Source organism: Vibrio sp. 10N.261.51.F12 (assembly GCF_041471725.1).
GTDB lineage: Bacteria > Pseudomonadota > Gammaproteobacteria > Enterobacterales > Vibrionaceae > Vibrio.
Genome location: NZ_JBFROV010000037.1, coordinates 144,592 through 162,418, shown reverse-complemented (window position 1 = coordinate 162,418; position 17,827 = coordinate 144,592). Strand labels below are relative to the sequence as shown.

General features: G+C 43.3%; 13 protein-coding genes. 11 read left to right on the top strand and 2 right to left on the bottom strand.

Going from position 1 to position 17,827, the window contains the following annotated elements:
* Positions 1 to 41: 41 nt before the first annotated feature.
* A complete protein-coding gene (locus tag AB4405_RS19740; RefSeq protein WP_102469030.1) occupies positions 42 to 530 on the bottom strand; it encodes a hypothetical protein in 489 nt (162 codons plus the stop codon).
* Between the two features lie 64 nt (positions 531 to 594).
* Positions 595 to 2,856, bottom strand: a complete 2,262-nt coding sequence (locus AB4405_RS19735; protein ID WP_372062505.1) for a beta-galactosidase — start codon at positions 2,854 to 2,856, stop codon at positions 595 to 597.
* 387 nt (positions 2,857 to 3,243) lie between these two features.
* Between AB4405_RS19735 and AB4405_RS19730 the strand changes: the two genes are divergently transcribed.
* The 11 genes from AB4405_RS19730 (at position 3,244) to AB4405_RS19680 (ending at position 17,763) form a co-directional block, all read left to right on the top strand.
* A complete protein-coding gene (locus tag AB4405_RS19730; RefSeq protein WP_372062504.1) occupies positions 3,244 to 5,043 on the top strand; it encodes a hypothetical protein in 1,800 nt (599 codons plus the stop codon).
* A gap of 44 nt (positions 5,044 to 5,087) precedes the next feature.
* Entirely contained in the window at positions 5,088 to 5,984 is an 897-nt protein-coding gene (locus AB4405_RS19725; protein WP_372062503.1) for a beta-galactosidase, read from the top strand.
* 532 nt (positions 5,985 to 6,516) lie between these two features.
* Positions 6,517 to 7,419 carry a carbohydrate kinase family protein gene (locus AB4405_RS19720; protein WP_102469027.1) on the top strand — a complete coding sequence of 301 codons (903 nt, stop codon included), beginning with the start codon at positions 6,517 to 6,519 and terminating at the stop codon, positions 7,417 to 7,419.
* Between the two features lie 15 nt (positions 7,420 to 7,434).
* Positions 7,435 to 8,949 carry an L-fucose/L-arabinose isomerase family protein gene (locus AB4405_RS19715; RefSeq protein WP_102469026.1) on the top strand — a complete coding sequence of 505 codons (1,515 nt, stop codon included), beginning with the start codon at positions 7,435 to 7,437 and terminating at the stop codon, positions 8,947 to 8,949.
* Positions 8,950 to 8,976: 27 nt separating this feature from the next.
* Positions 8,977 to 9,816, top strand: coding sequence for a class II fructose-bisphosphate aldolase (locus tag AB4405_RS19710; protein WP_372062502.1), 840 nt, complete (start codon positions 8,977 to 8,979; stop codon positions 9,814 to 9,816).
* 143 nt (positions 9,817 to 9,959) lie between these two features.
* Positions 9,960 to 11,072 (top strand): zinc-binding dehydrogenase, encoded by a 1,113-nt coding sequence (locus tag AB4405_RS19705; protein WP_102469024.1) that lies wholly within the window; start codon positions 9,960 to 9,962, stop codon positions 11,070 to 11,072.
* 82 nt (positions 11,073 to 11,154) lie between these two features.
* Positions 11,155 to 12,747 (top strand): solute:sodium symporter family transporter, encoded by a 1,593-nt coding sequence (locus AB4405_RS19700; protein ID WP_102469023.1) that lies wholly within the window; start codon positions 11,155 to 11,157, stop codon positions 12,745 to 12,747.
* Between the two features lie 400 nt (positions 12,748 to 13,147).
* Positions 13,148 to 13,927, top strand: a complete 780-nt coding sequence (locus tag AB4405_RS19695; protein WP_372062501.1) for a DeoR/GlpR family DNA-binding transcription regulator — start codon at positions 13,148 to 13,150, stop codon at positions 13,925 to 13,927.
* A gap of 2 nt (positions 13,928 to 13,929) precedes the next feature.
* Entirely contained in the window at positions 13,930 to 14,991 is a 1,062-nt protein-coding gene (locus tag AB4405_RS19690; protein WP_372062500.1) for an oxidoreductase, read from the top strand.
* 370 nt (positions 14,992 to 15,361) lie between these two features.
* Positions 15,362 to 16,654 (top strand): DEAD/DEAH box helicase, encoded by a 1,293-nt coding sequence (locus AB4405_RS19685; protein WP_102469020.1) that lies wholly within the window; start codon positions 15,362 to 15,364, stop codon positions 16,652 to 16,654.
* 149 nt (positions 16,655 to 16,803) lie between these two features.
* Entirely contained in the window at positions 16,804 to 17,763 is a 960-nt protein-coding gene (locus tag AB4405_RS19680) for a helix-turn-helix domain-containing protein (RefSeq protein ID WP_372062499.1), read from the top strand.
* Positions 17,764 to 17,827 lie beyond the last annotated feature (64 nt).

Sequence of the window (17,827 nt, the reverse complement as noted above, 5' to 3'; positions counted from 1 at the left end):
ACGTATTATTGACAACGTAATACCACCAAAATAATCATTAACTAACTGTACGTTTCACTCAATATCTTATCTAATTTTGACCGCTGTTTAGTTGTACCATTAATCGTCGCCAAACCTTCAGATTTCACCCACTGCCAAGTAAATCGTCCCTGCGCTAACCCCCATAATATGTCCATTTCTGTGATTAACATTGGCAATGTACGCTCCGGGTTGTATTCAATAAATGTAGGCTTACTCGTCACATCAATGGTCGACATGTGACCGTCGATAGGCTGTCGAAAATGAAAAATGGCTAGTTCGGCGGACTTTTTATGTAATGAGTTCAAAAACAAGTACATGGCCATACTGTCATTGCTTGGTTCTTCAATCTTTCCTTGAGTGCGTCCGACTTTAATGTAATGGCCAACGGTATAAGACAATTCTTCAGTGAGGTTGTCAGTGGCAAGATCATGAAATGCACAGGCAAACAATGACGGTGAAAGCATTGTATTGATTAATAACAAAACGACAATTTTTCTATAAAATGCCATGGCCTCTCTCCGAGTTAAGGGCTGATAAATGAATATCAGCCCTTGTGATTAACTGAAACAATCTTTATTTTTGATAACGGCGCTTGTACATCTGGCTATGCAGTCTTTGGGCAGCTTCAACCATTGGCTCATAAGGAACATCCGCGGTAGACACGAAACCAACGTTGTAGTTCTCGCCGTCAAACGAGCGACCCGCAATAGGAGAGTCGATATATTGGAACCAATGTGCCCCAACGAAATATGGATTATCGATAACGGTATGCATATAACTCTCATACATTTCGCTACGTTCTTGTTGGTTTGCCGCGCAGACTAACCCCGGATGATAAAAACCGACATCTTTTGAGCCGATATGATATTCACCAATGATGCTTGGCATATCAATCTCTGGCAAGAATTTCCATGGTTCAGGATGCAGTCCTTCTTTGTAATAGTTATAACTAATAACGTCACAATGTTTCGCCGCTGCACGTACCACGTCTGGTGTCATTCCCCAGTCTGCGAATCGCACACCAAGATACAAATGATTTGGCAATTGTGCTTTTAATTCTTCATTTACAACGCGGAAATACTCGGAAGCAAACACTTCAAGCAACATACCATAGTCTTCTAGTTGCGCTTCGTTATGATCTAGCCCTTTAACGCCTGCTCCCAGCGTGTCCCATGAAGCAATACTGGTACCCCAACGGGCATTTAATGCGTCTATCGTGGTGTATTTCGCTCTCAGTGCGTCAACAAATACTAACTTGGTTGGGCAGTCCGCCATATCACGGCCTAAGGTATGAATTGCAATACCGTGGTGACCCTCGATGGTACCCATTCGGCCCCAACTTTTTTCATTGTCTATAAAGATGCCAACACACCATGGCGTCTCTTTGATCTCTTCACGTACTTGCGTCACTGTAGCGCGAGCGCGCTCTCTAAAGACCGGATCAAATGGATCAGGCAGTGCGGCCCAGAAGTCATCACCGCTACTCACGGTTTTAAAGTCGCCAATAATCCAACCATTCGCAAAAAAGGGGATTTTCTCGTTGCTGTAGAACTCTGGATTGGTCCAGTTGCCCAGAGACGTAAAACCCCAGTTCAACATTCGATCGAGTGTGACTTCACGCCATTTCTCTAAGTAGTCTAGACCATACTTACGCTGTAAGTTGGCCGCATAAAAGCTGAACGTTTCGCCACGTTCGACAGGCCCTTCAAACAACTCACGCATGTAAGCATAATGGTCACCAAGAGGTTCTTCATAACTTGGTAACCATTGGAATATGTCACGCCTTGCTTTGTTGGCAACATGCGCACTTTCTTTGGCGGCAAACGGTACGGTGACTTTCTCTTTGGAATCTTCTGGTGTGACATCATCGGAGGTACGAGATTCCACTTTATTATGGTCGTAATCAACCCCTGTAATAGTATAGGCATTAGCTAAGCGAATGATATCAATGCCCGTTGCAAAATAGGGGTAACCTTCCGGATCAACGAGCGACCATTTACCATCAATTTTCTCCGTTCTAAAAAATCCGGTTGCTTCCAGACGTTTACCATCGATGTATCCGCCAAATTTACCTCTATCCGGCATCGCACCTTCTTTAAGCAGTTGCAATTCACGACTCGTACGCGCGAGTAAATCTTCATCAGACGTTACTTTTTCAGAATAAAACGCATCACGGTTTTGACCATACTGGTCGATCACACCTTCTAAAAAGGTTGGGTTTGGCTCTGGGTTTAACATCAATCGGAAATTGTCAAAGACTAGATCGTGATCAATCAAAGTGCCATGGATGCTCAGTTCAATTTTTACGATACTCGTCAAATCCACATTCATTAATCCCCACATCCATGTGGCGTAAGTAAACGGAGTATCAAACGATGCCGGATTAGAACGTAAGCCAGAATCAAAGTTAGTTTTTCCTTTTAGAAACTCCCCTTTTAATTCAACTAAGTAGGTATCATCTGTTTGAGATGGAATTGTGGCACAACGGCTATGCATCTGCCCTTTATGATCAAACAAATTGATAAAAAGCTGTGTTGAACGTTGACCGATATTGGTAGCATCAAAAGCAAAACTAAACGCTGGCAACAAACTCCAATCCCATACTTCGTCGTCGCTTGGCTCAAGGACAATCGACGTATAAAAGTTCTCTTTACTGTGGGTATGAATTTTTAACGCATGTTTTCCAGCAGTAATGCCTTCACCGCTTGATACAATATGCGCCTCAATGTTTTCAAACGAAAATTGGCTTGGAATATTTGCTTCAGTGAAGTCAAATAGCGAAATTGATGTATCATGTTCAGAAAACGTCACGGCGTCATTAGCTGATACTGACATATTGATAATTACCTCAAAACTGGCAGTACCAAGACAAGCACACTGCACTTAATAAATTTGTCAACCAATCTAACTCAACATAACAAACCAATCCTTGATCCGCATCGCAAAAGCCATTTTATTTTTAAATAATCAAAACAACTTAACCTACACATGGTATCAACGCGACCAAAATGTAATGAACAAACACGTAAATATGCCGTTTGTAAGGGCTAAATCAAATATCTTTTTCAAATCTCACCACTTTCAGTCGCTGCAGTCACAATTCAATGAGTGAAATAGGTTCACCTACAAACTTTTTGGTTGAACTTTAATTCAATATCATACTGGACCAACCAAAACACCTTAAACACGGCGGAAGAACTTGATCTTACGTCCAACGAAATCATGGCAAAGATGCAAGCAAGCCATGTCACCTTTGAAAAAAAAGAAAACACTCTCACTGTTGAGTTTGATGCCATAAGCGAAAGCGAAGCCAATTCAAAATGGCCAGGACTAAAGGTTTTCGCTCCAAATGAGACCTGGGACTGGAACACACAAGGCGGGTTCTCAATGGAGGTAGAAAACCCAACCGATACCCCTTTGCACTTCGAAATAAAACTTGCCGACACCGTGGGTATCATGGGCGCGGCCGATCATCAACTTGACCTTGCTGTCGATTTAAAACCCAATGAGAAGCGTACCGTCGAGTTTTATTTCAGTGGTTCAGCCATGAAGATGCCTGGCTATCGAGGGGGAGAAGAGCTCAACTTACGTCAATTGTATGAGATGACCCTCTACACAGTGGGACCTGCGGAAAAACAAACGTTGCTAATTCACAACGTCGATTTTCTTGAAGGAACCGGGGATTTGGTACAATCAGAAGTTCGAGAAACAAAAGTGATCGATGCACCCATTGATATTATCGCACCAGTCATTTCATTCAGTGATACTAATCTAGACATGATCGAGCGTCATACAGGCTCTGACATTCGTATTGTAGATCACAATGGCAAGCAATCGCTGGAAATTCATTATGGTACGGATGAAGATTACCCAACCGTCAAGATAGCTCAAGATAAACCCTGGGACTGGAGTCAATACGAAGACATCACTCTAGGCTTCGATCTCAAATATACCGGTGATACCCCCATCCAGCTCTATGTGCGGGTGGATGATGAAGTCGATGTCAAGCTGGGTGGTAAAGCAGACGGCGTCAAACACAGTCGTACAGGGTACGTACAACTATCACCCAATGATGAAGGGACATATTATTTTACCCTGAAAAATTTAGACCAAACGTTTGATGCGGGTATGAGAGGGTTGCCTCCAAGAAAAGCGTATCAGGCACAGCAAATGGGGTTTGGGTGGGGTGCGGATGAGTTAGACACCAGTAACATTGTCAGTATTCAACTGTTTCAAATGAACCCACAAAACGAAGCAACGCTAGAAATATCGGCCGTGTCTTTACTGCCTAACCTCGCCGCTGACTCCACTCGTTTTGAAAACCTGATTGACCAATATGGCCAATACAAAGAAGAAAATTGGCATGAAAAAGTCACCGATGACAAGCAACTTGCACAACAAGCAAAGAAAGACATCAACCTCGTAAAAAGTGCCAGCTTAATGCCAGACAGATCAAAATTTGGCGGTTGGAAGGAAGGTCCAAAACTCAATGCGACGGGTTACTTTCGCACTGAAAAAGTGAAAGGTAAATGGGCACTTGTTGATCCTGAAGGCTACCTTTATTTTGCAACAGGTCTCGACAACATTAGGTTAGATGATACGTATACGACAACAGGCGTTGGCTTTACCAAAATTGACCAACCAGATACGGCTAACTACCGGCCAAGTGAGATTTCTGGTGTTCCGTATCTAGACCAAAAAGGTGAGAAGACTGAGCTTTCTGATTTGCGACGCAATATGTTCAGTTGGCTACCCGACTACAATGATTCCTTAGCCCAGTCTTATCAATACAGAAAAATGATCCATGATGGCCCTCTTGATCACGGCGAAGTTTTCTCATTCTACGGTGCAAACTTACAACGTAAATTCGCCCCTGAATCCTTTAATGAAGCACTAGCGAGTTGGCGAGAGGTTGTATTATCTCGAATGATGGATTGGGGCTTTACTTCATTAGGAAACTGGTCTGATACCGGATACTACAGCAATACGAAAGTCCCCTACACTGCCCATGGTTGGACGTAGGCAATCACCAAACAATAAAAACGGGTAACGACTACTGGGGGGCCATGCACGACCCATTTGATCCAGAGTTTAGAAACTCAGTAAAAACAATGGTGAAAGGTGTGGCTCAAGATGTCGTTGATTCCCCTTGGTGTATTGGTATTTTTGTTGATAATGAGCTCACATGGGGCAACATGCAACTTGATGCAAATCACTACTCTCTTGCCATCGGAGCCTTGCGTTTAGACGCAAAAAATAGCTTCGCAAAATCCGCCTATGTCGACGCGTTGAAAAGTGAATATGGTGACATTAGTGCTCTCAATACTGCGTGGGGTGAGCAACTCGCATCATGGGATGAACTCTCAGACGGGTACCAATTCTCTGGTGAATACACGGATGCGCTCAAAGCTGATTTTTCCATGTTCTTAACGTTACACGCCAACGAGTTCTTCAAGATTGTTAGTGAAGAAGTAAAGCAAGAATTACCCAATCATCTTTACCTTGGCTCTCGCTTTGCGGATTGGGGCGTAACACCAGAAGCAACAAAAGCAGCAGCACCGTATGTAGATGTAATGTCTTATAACCTATATGCCTATGATCTTCAGTCAAAAGGAGACTGGAGTCGACTAGAAGAACTGGATAAACCAAGCTTTATTGGTGAATTTGCCTTTGGAGCGATGGATAGTGGCATGTTCCATCCAGGACCAATCAGTGGCGAATCCCAAAAATGGCGCGGTGATATGTTCAAGCATTACATGCAAAGTGTTGTCGATAACCCCTATTTTGTTGGAGCGCACTGGTTCCAATACTTGGACTCCCCTGTCACTGGACGTGCTTGGGATGGCGAAAACTACAATAACGGTTTTGTGACGGTCACTGATACGCCATACCAAGACTTGGTTGACGCCGCTAAAGTGTTTCATGCTTCGCTGTATGAAAGTCGTTATGGAGACTTAAAATAGAAAAATAGTTCTGACGTTAACCTTTATAACAACAGCAATATGTTCCACTGCTGTTAACTAAAACATGGCTGCGGTTAGGGTGAATAACAAACTTAACCGCACGCTTGTGCATTATATAAGCCGTGCATATCCCCCCCTCCTTTTTGGGCGGCTTCGTGACATTTTATGGTGTCCAATTCAACAAGCCCTACTGATTTTTTCGGCAATTCAAAATACCCATTCTTAAAATAACGGCCCCAATCAATTCATTTGAATTGATACAAAGTTTCGCCCCACATTAACTGCATCGTTGATATAAACCTCTCATCATGTAAATGAGCTTTATGGATAAAAGAAGAATGTGCAAATCAAAAACGGGACTTGTAGCGATTTAAAAACCATGATCAAGTTCTAAATTTCCGAAATTAAAACCAATAAAACACCATAAAGGGAAAAATAGTACACACCAAATCAAATTGAGTATTTAGCCCATCACATAAATAACTCGTAGTCTGATACCAATAACAAACACTCTTATTAATGGAGCAATCAAATGACATTTGATGTTTTGGTTTCAGGTTTAAATGTTATCGACCTGCTTGTGACACTGCCTGAGCAGTATACCCAAGGAAACAAGCACGAAGTCGACAACATCATAATTCAAGGGGGAGCACCTGCTGGCAACGGTGCATGCGGTATGGCTACTTTAGGGCTAAGTACTGCCTTTTTAGGTTACCTTGGCGAAAATGCACAAAGTAACATTGCTCGTAATGAACTAAAGCGATGCGGCGTTGATACCAGCTTGATGCTGTCTGAACCATCAATGGTACCCGCGACAGCGCTAGTTCAAGTCGATGCCAAATCTGGTGAAAGAACGGTTTTCTATACCACAAATGGATACCGTGCTCTTAGTAAAGCAGATATCGACCCTTTATGGCTTGATAACACAAAGCTGTTGTATGTCGATGGTTATGACGTCGATGGCAACATCGCCTTGTTGGAGTTAGCTAAACTTAAAGGTATTCCCTCTGTTATCGATATGGAAGCAGGTAACCTTACCCAGCTAAAAACGATGCTCAAGCTTGGCAGCCACGTCATTCTGCCACTGGAAGCTGCTCAGTTCATATCCAAAGAACAAGACCCAGAAAACTGCCTACGAACCCTGAGTAAACTCACCGATGCACTTCTAATAGTCACTGATGGCGCTAATGGTAGCTGGGGTCTACAACAGGGCGAAATCCACTACCAACCATGTTTTGAGGTGGCCGTGGTTGATACCACTGGTTGCGGTGACGCCTATCATGCCGCTTATGCGTACAGCCTACTTCAAGGCGACGCCTTACCGGAAAGAATGATCTTCGCTTCAGCATTTGCCGCTATCGTCGCGACCTATTTTGGTGGAAGAACCTATTTCCCATCCCCTTCAGACGTTAAATCGTTTATCAAAAACTATTAATCACAGGTGAACTCCATGACCATTAATTTTCCGCTCCGTTCTGGAATACTTGAACAAGAAATGAAATCACTTATTACCCCTAAAGCGACCTGCAGCGATATACCTGTAGGGTTTATCGGTATTGGTTTCGAGCTACATTTTGACTGGGCGAAAGCCAAAGAATCTTATAAACAAGCAGTATCGGACGTTACTGGCGTCTTTTCGCAGCATAACTCAATGCTTGCAGAAGAGGAGCCAATTCAAACTAAAGAGCAGATGTTAGCTCTGTTAGAAAATTATTACGCTCGAGGCATGAAGGCGCTTATCGTCTATCAAGCATCATACATACAAGGTGACTTGGCTTTGGCATTGGCACTCTGGCTTGCTGATCACAATGTACCGATCTTGAGTTGGTCCCATACAGAAACAACTGGTGGAAGTCTAACCGCTAACCGTTTATGCGGACAAAATTTTTTACTTAATAACCTCTCGTCAATGCAAATTCCATATTCATGGATATTTGAAGAGCCTGGTGCTGAAAGTTTAAACGAATCACTAGGCCGCTTTATTCGTACCACGTCAGCAAAAGCTCGCCTTAAACATGCCAAATTATTGATGGTAGGCGGGATGAGGGTGCCCGGTTTCTATGACTGTGAACTCAACGAAATGTCGATTGCCAAGCACTTTGGTTTATCGATAGAACGAATCGACATGCACACCATTTGGCTCCATGGAGAGGCCAAATATAGTGATGACGTATTGATCCCATTAGTCGATCAGCTAGTAAGCTCGCAAGTCGTTGCAAAGTGCGATGTAAAGCGCGATGAGATGAAAAAGTCAATTAGGCTCGCCCTGGCTATCGCTGACTATGCGAACAAAGAAGGCTACATTGGTGTGGCATTGAAAAACTGGCCGGAACTCTTTGATAATTATGGCATATCTGGCGATGGTGCCGGCTCTTTGGTGCAAGACCTTGGCATCCCAGTAGCGGATGAATCGGACATGGGCGCGTTGCTTACCATGACGGTTTTAAATGAAATCACTATGGGCCAAGGACTACCGACATTAATGGATTTCTCCTTCGTTAATCATGCTGAGAATAAAATTGGTATGTGGCACTGCGGTGGTACATCAACCAAATTGATGCGTGAAGGTTGTCAGCTTGAAATACGTAACCACAGCATATTGGATAATTACGATCCAGAAACATCTTACGGAATGCTGTTCGAATTCCTACAAGAAACAGGGCCTGTCACCATTGCCAAATATCAATATCCTCATGCATCAACCATTTTCTCATTTGAGGGAAACCTTGTCGATTCACCAATGCGCTATAGAGGCTGTTACGGCGAAATCACTCCAACAGAACTTAACTCTAAATCTGTAGCAAGTTCCATCATGAACCACGGTATGGACCATCACTGGATTGTCGCTCGTGGACACCTACTTGAAGACCTCAGAGAGTTCAATTACTGGACTGGCATCAGTGAGTTAGAACCAACAGCGGCAACAACGACAGGCCGAGGTCTGCCAAAGAAACTTGATTATTAATTGCACCAACTAAATTGGAAATGAATTATGTCTACAAACTTAACAGCGCTACTCAACCAATACCGTAAAGAAGCACGATGCCTTGCTGGGTTTAATATCAATGATATCTATGACCTTCATGCCGTTGCACTAGCTGCAAACGAACTCAATCTGCCATTTATGGCGATGACGTACCCTCCTGTTGCAGAGCTAAATGGCACTTACTTGTGCCGTAAAATGGTGGATGGCTTTGAACGAATTGCTAATCAAAAAATCTACTTACATTTAGACCATAGTACTTCTGTTGATCTATGTAAGCGCGCTATTGATGATGGTTACGATTCTGTAATGATCGATGGCTCTCATAGTGATCTTAGAGCCAATATAAAAATGACAAGAGAAGTCGTAGATTACGCTCGTAGCGCGGGAGTGTCCGTTGAAGCTGAGATTGGGAAAATTATGGGCCGAGATGTAGTCATTAAGAGCGAGGATGACTACCTCGCTTCCGTCGCTGATGTAGTTGCTCTATGCGAAGAAGCGGGACCGGATAGCGTTGCAATTGGTATCGGTACCGCTCATGGCTTTACGCCCACCACGCCAAAAATCCATTTTGACCGCTTACAACAGATCGCTAATGCCGTATCTAATCCACTGGTATTACATGGTGGGACAGGTATCGCCGATGAAGATATTCAAAGAGCGATTACCATGGGTATTGCCAAGATTAACATCGGCACGATTGTCCACACCACTTATATGCGAGAAGCCCATGCAAAGATTTCTCAAGATGTCGCTTCCGCTTACCCACCAGCGATCATGAAAGAGGTTATCCCTCACGTTCAAGCTGTCGTTTTAGATCGTCTTAAAGCCGTCAACTCCATCGTATAAAAGCGATTGATTCAGTCCAACAAAACTGTCGATGTCACACAGTTTTGACAACGCGCTTCAATTTCTAAATTCAACCCGCACCACGCAGTGATGTATTGGTGCGGGAAACCTCAATTTTATGATGAATCAAGGAAAAAATTACTATGCACATTCCAAATAAAGCTAAGGTTGCTGTCCTAAAGGACATTAAAACTATCCAATTTATGGAATACCCACTTCCAAGTATTAAAGATGATGAAATTCTAATTCGAATAGAAGGGTGTGGTGTTTGTGGTACCGATGTTCATGAATATCGCAATGACCCATTTGGCATTATGCCTATCGTCCTTGGCCATGAAGGAACCGGCGAAATCGTTCAAATAGGTAGCAAAATCACTAAAGATACAGTAGGTAACGTTGTCGGACTCGGTTCGAAAATTATTACAAGTATCATTCCATGTGGTGAGTGTGAGCCTTGCGTTAGCACACCTGGCCGAACCAATCTCTGCGAAAATATGGGTTGTTATGGGCTTATGGGTGATCAGCCTGAAAACCGATTTAATGGTTGGTTTGGGGAGTATCTCGTACTTAAGTCAGGTTCGACTTTCTTTAACGTGTCAGATTTTGACCTAAAAGAACGTATCCTAATAGAACCTGTTGCTGTAGCGGTTCATGCCGTTGAACGCGCCAAAACAACGCAATTAATTAACTTTGCTTCTACGGTACTTATTCAAGGTGCTGGTCCTATCGGACTCTCCGTGATCGCAGTACTAAAAACTCTCGGAGTGCAAAATATAATTGCGATCGATGGTCAAGAATCCCGCCTGAAATTAGCCAAAGAGTTAGGGGCAACTGAGACGATTAACTTTATGGACTATGACGGTACAGAGGGCATTGTTGAAAAAGTTAAATCACTGACTAATGGTCGTGGAGCAAAATTTGCGTTCCAATGTACCGGTGTTCCTTCAGCTGCCTCTACTGTTCTTAAATTAATTGAACGCGGGGGCGGCTTATGTGAAGTGGGTTTCTTTGTTGATAACGGCGAAACAACCATGAATCCGCACCTGGACATCTGTAACAAAGAGATCACCCTAGTGGGCTCTTGGGCTTATAGTCCCGAAGATTATCCGAACGCAATAGAGTGCATGAAAGGCATCAAGCGTATTGGGCTCCCAATTAAAAAACTTGTCACACACGAATACCCACTATCTGAACTCACAGAAGCAATCGAAACCAATATTCGTATGGAAGGCATCAAGGTGATCACAGTTAATTAAGTGAACAACAAATACCCCCCCCCAGCTTTTGAGAAAAGAATCAAGCTGCTAGAAAATTAAAAAATAATATAGAGAGCTCATTATGATAGTTCCAATTACCTTTGTCCTACTGACCTCCATGGTTGCCATTGGCTCATGGTTAAAAGTTAAAAAAAACACAGAAAAAGAAGATGCGAATTCTTACTTTTTGGCGGGAAGAGGCTTGAGTGGCATAATCATCGCGTCTTCACTTATCTTAACCAATCTTTCTACCGAACAACTAATAGGGCTTAATGCCCAAAGCTATACAGCAAACATGACGCCTATGGCATGGGAAGTCTGTGCTGCTTTAACGCTAGTCTTAGTTGCGCTCTACTTGTTACCTCGATATCTAAGTGGCGGGTTCAGCACCATTCCAGACTTTATCGAAGATCGATATGGGAAAAGTACAATGTACTTATGTACTTTCCTATTCTTGTTTGGCTATATTTTCAATCTGTTACCTCCAATTCTATACACGGGCTCTGTTGCTTTAAGTGGTATTTTTAATGTACCTGAAGTACTCGAAATTTCATATTGGGGTAGTTTATGGGTAATGGTTTTTGCACTAGGCTTTATTGGGGTTTCCTATGCTGTATTTGGTGGCCTAAAAGCGATTACGTATGCCGATACATTTAACGGAGTTGGGCTACTTATTGGTGGTGTAATTCTTATTCCTTTCTTCGGTTTAGCCGCGCTTGGCCACGGGAGCGCCTTGGATGGATTCCAAGTATTGATGACAGAGCACCCAGAAAAACTTAATGCGATTGGTGGAGATGATGACCCAGTACCTATCTCAACCTTTTTTACGGGTATGCTTATCCTCAACCTTTTTTATTGGGGAACAAATCAATCGATCATTCAACGTGCACTAGGGGCAAAAAATTTAGCAGAAGGTCAAAAAGGCGTTCTTTGGGCTGGACTTGTTAAACTTGCAGGCCCATTTTATTTACTACTGCCGGGTGTTATTGCCTTTGCCTTATTTGGTGATTCATTACAATCTGGAGAAGCTGCATATCCTGCACTGGTTCGCGAAGTACTACCCGCACCAATGCTTGGGTTCTTTGCAGCAGTATTGTTTGGCGCGGTGCTGAGCTCGTTCAATAATGTGCTTCACAGTACTTCTACCTTGTTTACTTTAAACGTCTATAAGCCACTGATTAACCCTGAGGCGAGTGATACAAAATTAGTTAAGGTAGGTCGTAGGTTCAGTGGGATCATAGGCTTCGGCTCAATTTTTGTTGCCCCATTTATCTATTATGCCCCACAAGGTTTCTTCCAATACTTTCAGACAATTAACAGTTTTTATATGGCACCAATGTGTACCATTATTGTTGTCGGTTTTATTACACGAAGAGTCCCAACAATGGCTGCAAATATCGGAGTTGCGTTCTTTATGATCAGCTATATTCTATCGATGTTTGTGTTTAAATTTGATATCCATTTTCTACATTTGACTGGTGTGCTATTTGTCGCGACAGCTATTCTGATGCTGATTATTGGGGCTCTCTTTCCTAGTGCATCTGAATATCAACCAAAACTTGCGAATGTCGTTCAATTAGAGCATTGGAAGTTTGCAAAACCGATGGCCGCAATTATCTGTGTTGGTGTAGTTATTTTGTACGTCGTCTTTTCACCGCTAGGGATTGCTAAGTAATCCACAGAGCTAACCGTAGAATGAAAAATTGGCATATCCAGATTATTAATGGATATGCCAATTTCAACTTAGATCAGAATGTATCCAGAACATAGACTCAATCACATTCGATAGTGCCACTTTAAGCAAGTCGACCCCCCGCTCAGCATAGCAACAAATTAAACTTCAGCTTTTCACTGCGGTCCTCACCGATTTTATGCAAACTAAACTATATTGACAGTCGAACACTATTTTCCATATTGGTTAAAATCAAGGTAGATAGCGCCTTAAGATTTAGCTCTTGAGGCAGGCTTAATTCAAGATTATTCAGTCACCTTCACATCGATAACCACGTGCACAATCACTTATATCACCTTACAATCACACACAATCACTTACCAAAACAAGTAATAATAAGCGAATGACACAAGACGAACGATTGTTAGAAATTCAAGTATTGCTAGAGCAAAAACGAAAGATCACATTAAATGATCTGTGCCAGCACTTTGAAATTTCAAGAGATTCAGCAAGGCGTGACCTCGTCAAATTAACCCAGCTACCTGGTATTCAAAGGATTCGCGGCGGTGCAATTTCTGCACCAATCACCCCTCATGCCACCGCTTACCTACAAAAAACCATGAGCCAAGAAAAACGGGATATTGGCCAAGCGGCCGCCAATTTTGTTGATCCTAACGATTTCATTTTAATGGACACAGGCACCACATTATCGGCGATGGCAAGTTACCTGCGTGCGCCTCTTACAGTGGTCACTAATTCCGTCGATGGTTTGTCAGCGCTGACCAAAGATTCAGACGCCAACATCGGCGTCCACGTATTAGGCGGTGAGTTTAATCCTTTTCATCGAGCAATATTGGGAACGTATGCTATTCAACAGCTTACAAAATATAGAATTAATAAAGCATTTATTGGTGTGTGTGCATTATCGGTACATGGCGTATCGACAACCAGTGATTTGGAAACCTCGATGAAGCAAGCCATGATCGCTCAAGCGGAGATGACCATACTCGTCTGCGACAGTAGCAAGTTTGACCAGCAACACTTTTTTCATGTGTGTGGCTTTGAACAGGTTGATGTCATCATTTGCGATAAAACACCACCTGCCGCCATTGCCAATATCATTTCTGCCAATGATATTGAACTGATCCTCACCACGCCTTCAATCAAGAGCCAGCGAGCATAACCATGACCCCAATTAAAACGGCCATCATTGGCTACGGATTTTCAGCAAAAACGTTCCATATCCCTTTTATTGCTAGCATGCCAGAATTTGAGCTTAGCGCGATCAGCACCAGCCAAACCGACTTAGTCAATAAGGATTGGCCCGATGTCGCTCACTATCAAAATGCTGATGAGCTTCTGACCCAATCGGATGCTGAACTGGTCATTATTACTGCGCCCAATGATGTGCATTTTGATTTAGCAAAAAAAGCATTAGAGAACGGCAAACACGTCATCTTGGAAAAGCCATTTGTCACTCAGGTATCAGACGGTGAAGCATTAATTGAGTTGGCGGCAAAGCAGCAACGTGTCCTAAGTGTCTACCACAACCGTCGCTGGGACGGCGATTTCCTCACGGTTAAAAAACTAATCGAAGAGCAGCGCCTCGGTGACGTTAAGTATATAGAATCACACTTTGACCGTTTTCGTCCTGAGGTCCGACAGCGCTGGCGCGAACAAACCACAAATGGTGGCGGTATTCTCTTCGATCTCGGCTCTCACCTTATTGACCAAGCGTTGGTTCTGTTCGGCCTACCGGATGCCGTAACCGCTCAATGCTTAATGTTGCGTGAAGGCTCATCCAACGTCGACTACTTTAACGTTGTCTTACATTACCCAAACCACATTACGAGCTTACATGGTGATCTTTTTAGTGCCGGACCCAACCCAAGATTTAGTGTAAAAGGAACACAAGGAAGCTATGAGAAAACGGGGGTAGACCCTCAAGAAGCACGTTTGATCGCCGGAGTTTCGCCGCTCAACAAAAATTGGACAGAAGAAGACCCTGAACATTACGGGCATTTGTATCGTGACGATTCTGTCGAAGTCATCACTACCGAACCGGGCCACTATCAAGGATATTTTGCTGAAATAGCAAACGCTATTCGGAACGGTTCGTGCCCACCCGTCAGTGCCAAAGATGCACTTTGGAACATCAAGCTCATTGAGTTAGCGATGGAAAGTAGCCGCCTAGGTCAAACCCTGCCGTTAGACAAAACATCTTTATTAGATGTATTCGACAAATAGACGTTAACGCGGAAATCTAGAGCTCGTTAAATCGTACTAACGATACAAGTTATCGGCCTTAGCTGATTCAACGTGCGCCTTAACGGTTTTATCACCGATGATTCACGGTGATAAAACCGTTAACCAAGGTGTTTTTCGATCCAATACCTTGGGTCACAAGCACGCTGGTAGCATTCATCCATGCCGTGACACGTTTCTTTTCAGGCTGTTAGCGCCTTTCCTGTACAAATTTCATTCGATCATTCAAAATTAGTCACGACCAACGCCGATTATTCCTCTATAATCAGCGACCGTATTTTTGGTCAGCCGCTGTTTTCTCTTTCTCAAATGAAAGCCATATAAAACCGCCATCTGCTTTTAGGAACAAAGAATGTCATTTTTATCACAAGGTTTTTCACCGGATATTGTGCGCGCACTAACTGAGTGTGGTTACGAAAAACTCACGCCCGTTCAACAACAAGCTATCCCACACGCTCGTCGTGGTCAGGATATCCTTGCACACGCACAAACTGGTACCGGTAAAACCGCTGCATTTTCTTTGCCTATCATTCAGCAGATCGTTGAGCAGCCGAAGCCACGTGGCCGTGCAAAAGTACGTGCGTTAATTCTAGCGCCAACACGTGAGCTTGTTGACCAGATCGCAGCGAACATCGAGAGCTACACAAAATACGTCGACATCTCGGTTGCCGCTGTGTTTGGTGGCGCGAAAATGTCCTCTCAAGAGCGCAAACTTAGTGCTGGTGTTGATATTCTTGTTGCAACACCAGGCCGCCTAATTGAACACCTTGAGCTAGGCAACGTCAGTTTCGCCCACCTAGACTTTTTAGTCTTTGATGAAGCCGACCGTATGCTGGATATGGGTTTTATCAGTGCGATTCGTACCATCATGAATGGGGTAAGCCGCCATCCGCAAACAATGCTGTTTTCTGCGACCTCATCACCACAAATGAACGCATTAGCACAAGACCTTTTAAAGAAACCGAAACGCATCATCGTGAGTGCTGAAAACTCAACAGCCGACACCGTCGCACATGTTGTTTATCCAGTAGATGAAACTCGCAAGCGTGAGTTATTGTCCGAGCTCATCGGTAGAAAGAACTGGCAACAAGTGCTGGTTTTTGTGAACTACAAAGAAACCGCTAATGAAGTGGTTAAAGAGCTAAAACTGGATGGCATTAACGCCGTGCTCTGTCATGGTGATAAAGCACAAAGTGCCCGCCGCCGTGCATTAGACGAGTTCAAAACAGGTAAAGCACGCGTAATGGTTGCAACCGAAGTGGCCGCACGTGGATTAGACATTCAAGGTCTACCTCACGTTGTTAACTACGACATGCCTTTCCTAGCTGAAGATTACGTGCATCGTATTGGTCGTACCGGCCGAGCAGGACAACAAGGTCACGCTGTTTCTTTTGTAAGCCGCGAAGAAGAACTAACGCTAGTACAAATTGAAAAGCTGATTCAACAAAGAATCAAGCGTATTCAACTTGCTGGTTATGAACCGGCTAGCCGCGATGCATTGCTAGACAAAATGCACAACAAACCAGCTTATAAAGACCGTCAAAGCCGAAGCAACAACTCAGATGAACAAAGCTCTGCAGAGCGCCGCCTGCGTTTCGCACGTGCAATAAAGAACAAATCAAATAAAACAACGCGTCTTAAATAACTGAAATTATTAATATTGAGTAGCTTAGTCTTGAGTTAATGACTAAGCTATTTGGTATTGAGAATTTCGATTTATATGGCTAAAGATGTTCAGATACCCATTTCAGAGTCAAACTAAGCTACCACTAAAAAATCGGTGATTATATTCTGATGCCAAATAAAATTAACATCAGCCAGACCAATAATCTTATTCCCTTTATTGCTTATTTTGAACAGCATGGCATTGCGTGGCGTGATATCGCAAGTCAACACCACATTCCTCAAGATCTTACGAGTAAATCCGCTTGGGTTCCGACACAACATGCCATGAACTTTCTGATGGCCATGGTCGCATCCACCCAAAAGAAAATTGGCTTGGAAGTTGGCCGTTTAATCTCTATTCAACAAATATCACCCGATCTTGACCGTTCGCTCTCAAATTATGACGATTTAGCAAGTGCCATTCATCATATAATAGAGGTCATGCCCGAGTTCAGTAGCCATATTGTCCTTTGGGTTGAATGTATTAATGGGCAGTGGTTTCTTTGCCATCGCGGCGCATACCGGCCAACAATGCCCGGCTACGATCAAGCAGAATGGTTTCGCAGTTTTGCTTTACTATCATTTTGCCGTAAATTTAATGGTGCCAGTTGGAAGCCGAATCAAGTGCTCATGAGCTCTCCTGCTCATTTAAACAAAAACCTTCCCAAGAGTTTCGCCCCTGTTAAATTTAGTTTTGGTGAACCTTATGGTGCCCTGTCAATCGACTTACCTGCCGACTTTATCCCCTTCAATACCCTGTCTACAGGTAAAGACTGGTTAAATAACATCAAAAATCTCATCGATACCTACGCGACGCTTCCTTGGTTCAATATCACTTGGTTTGTCAAACAGATAGACATGTCAGCTCGTTCGTTTCAACGACGATTAACAGAGAACAATACCAGCTTTAGAGCGCTCAGGGACAAGTCTCGCTGCAAAGCAGCCAAATCAATGCTTAACGAGGAGGGATTGTCACCTAGCGAAACAGCATGGCGTTGTGGATATAATGACCCTTCTAACTTTAATCGTGCTTTTATTGGCTGGACTGGCCAAACACCTGCTAGGTATCAAGCGCTAAACGCCAAATAATTAAGCCATTCTTCTCGTCAGGTATCGTAAACATCCACTATAACCACGAATCACGAATCACGAA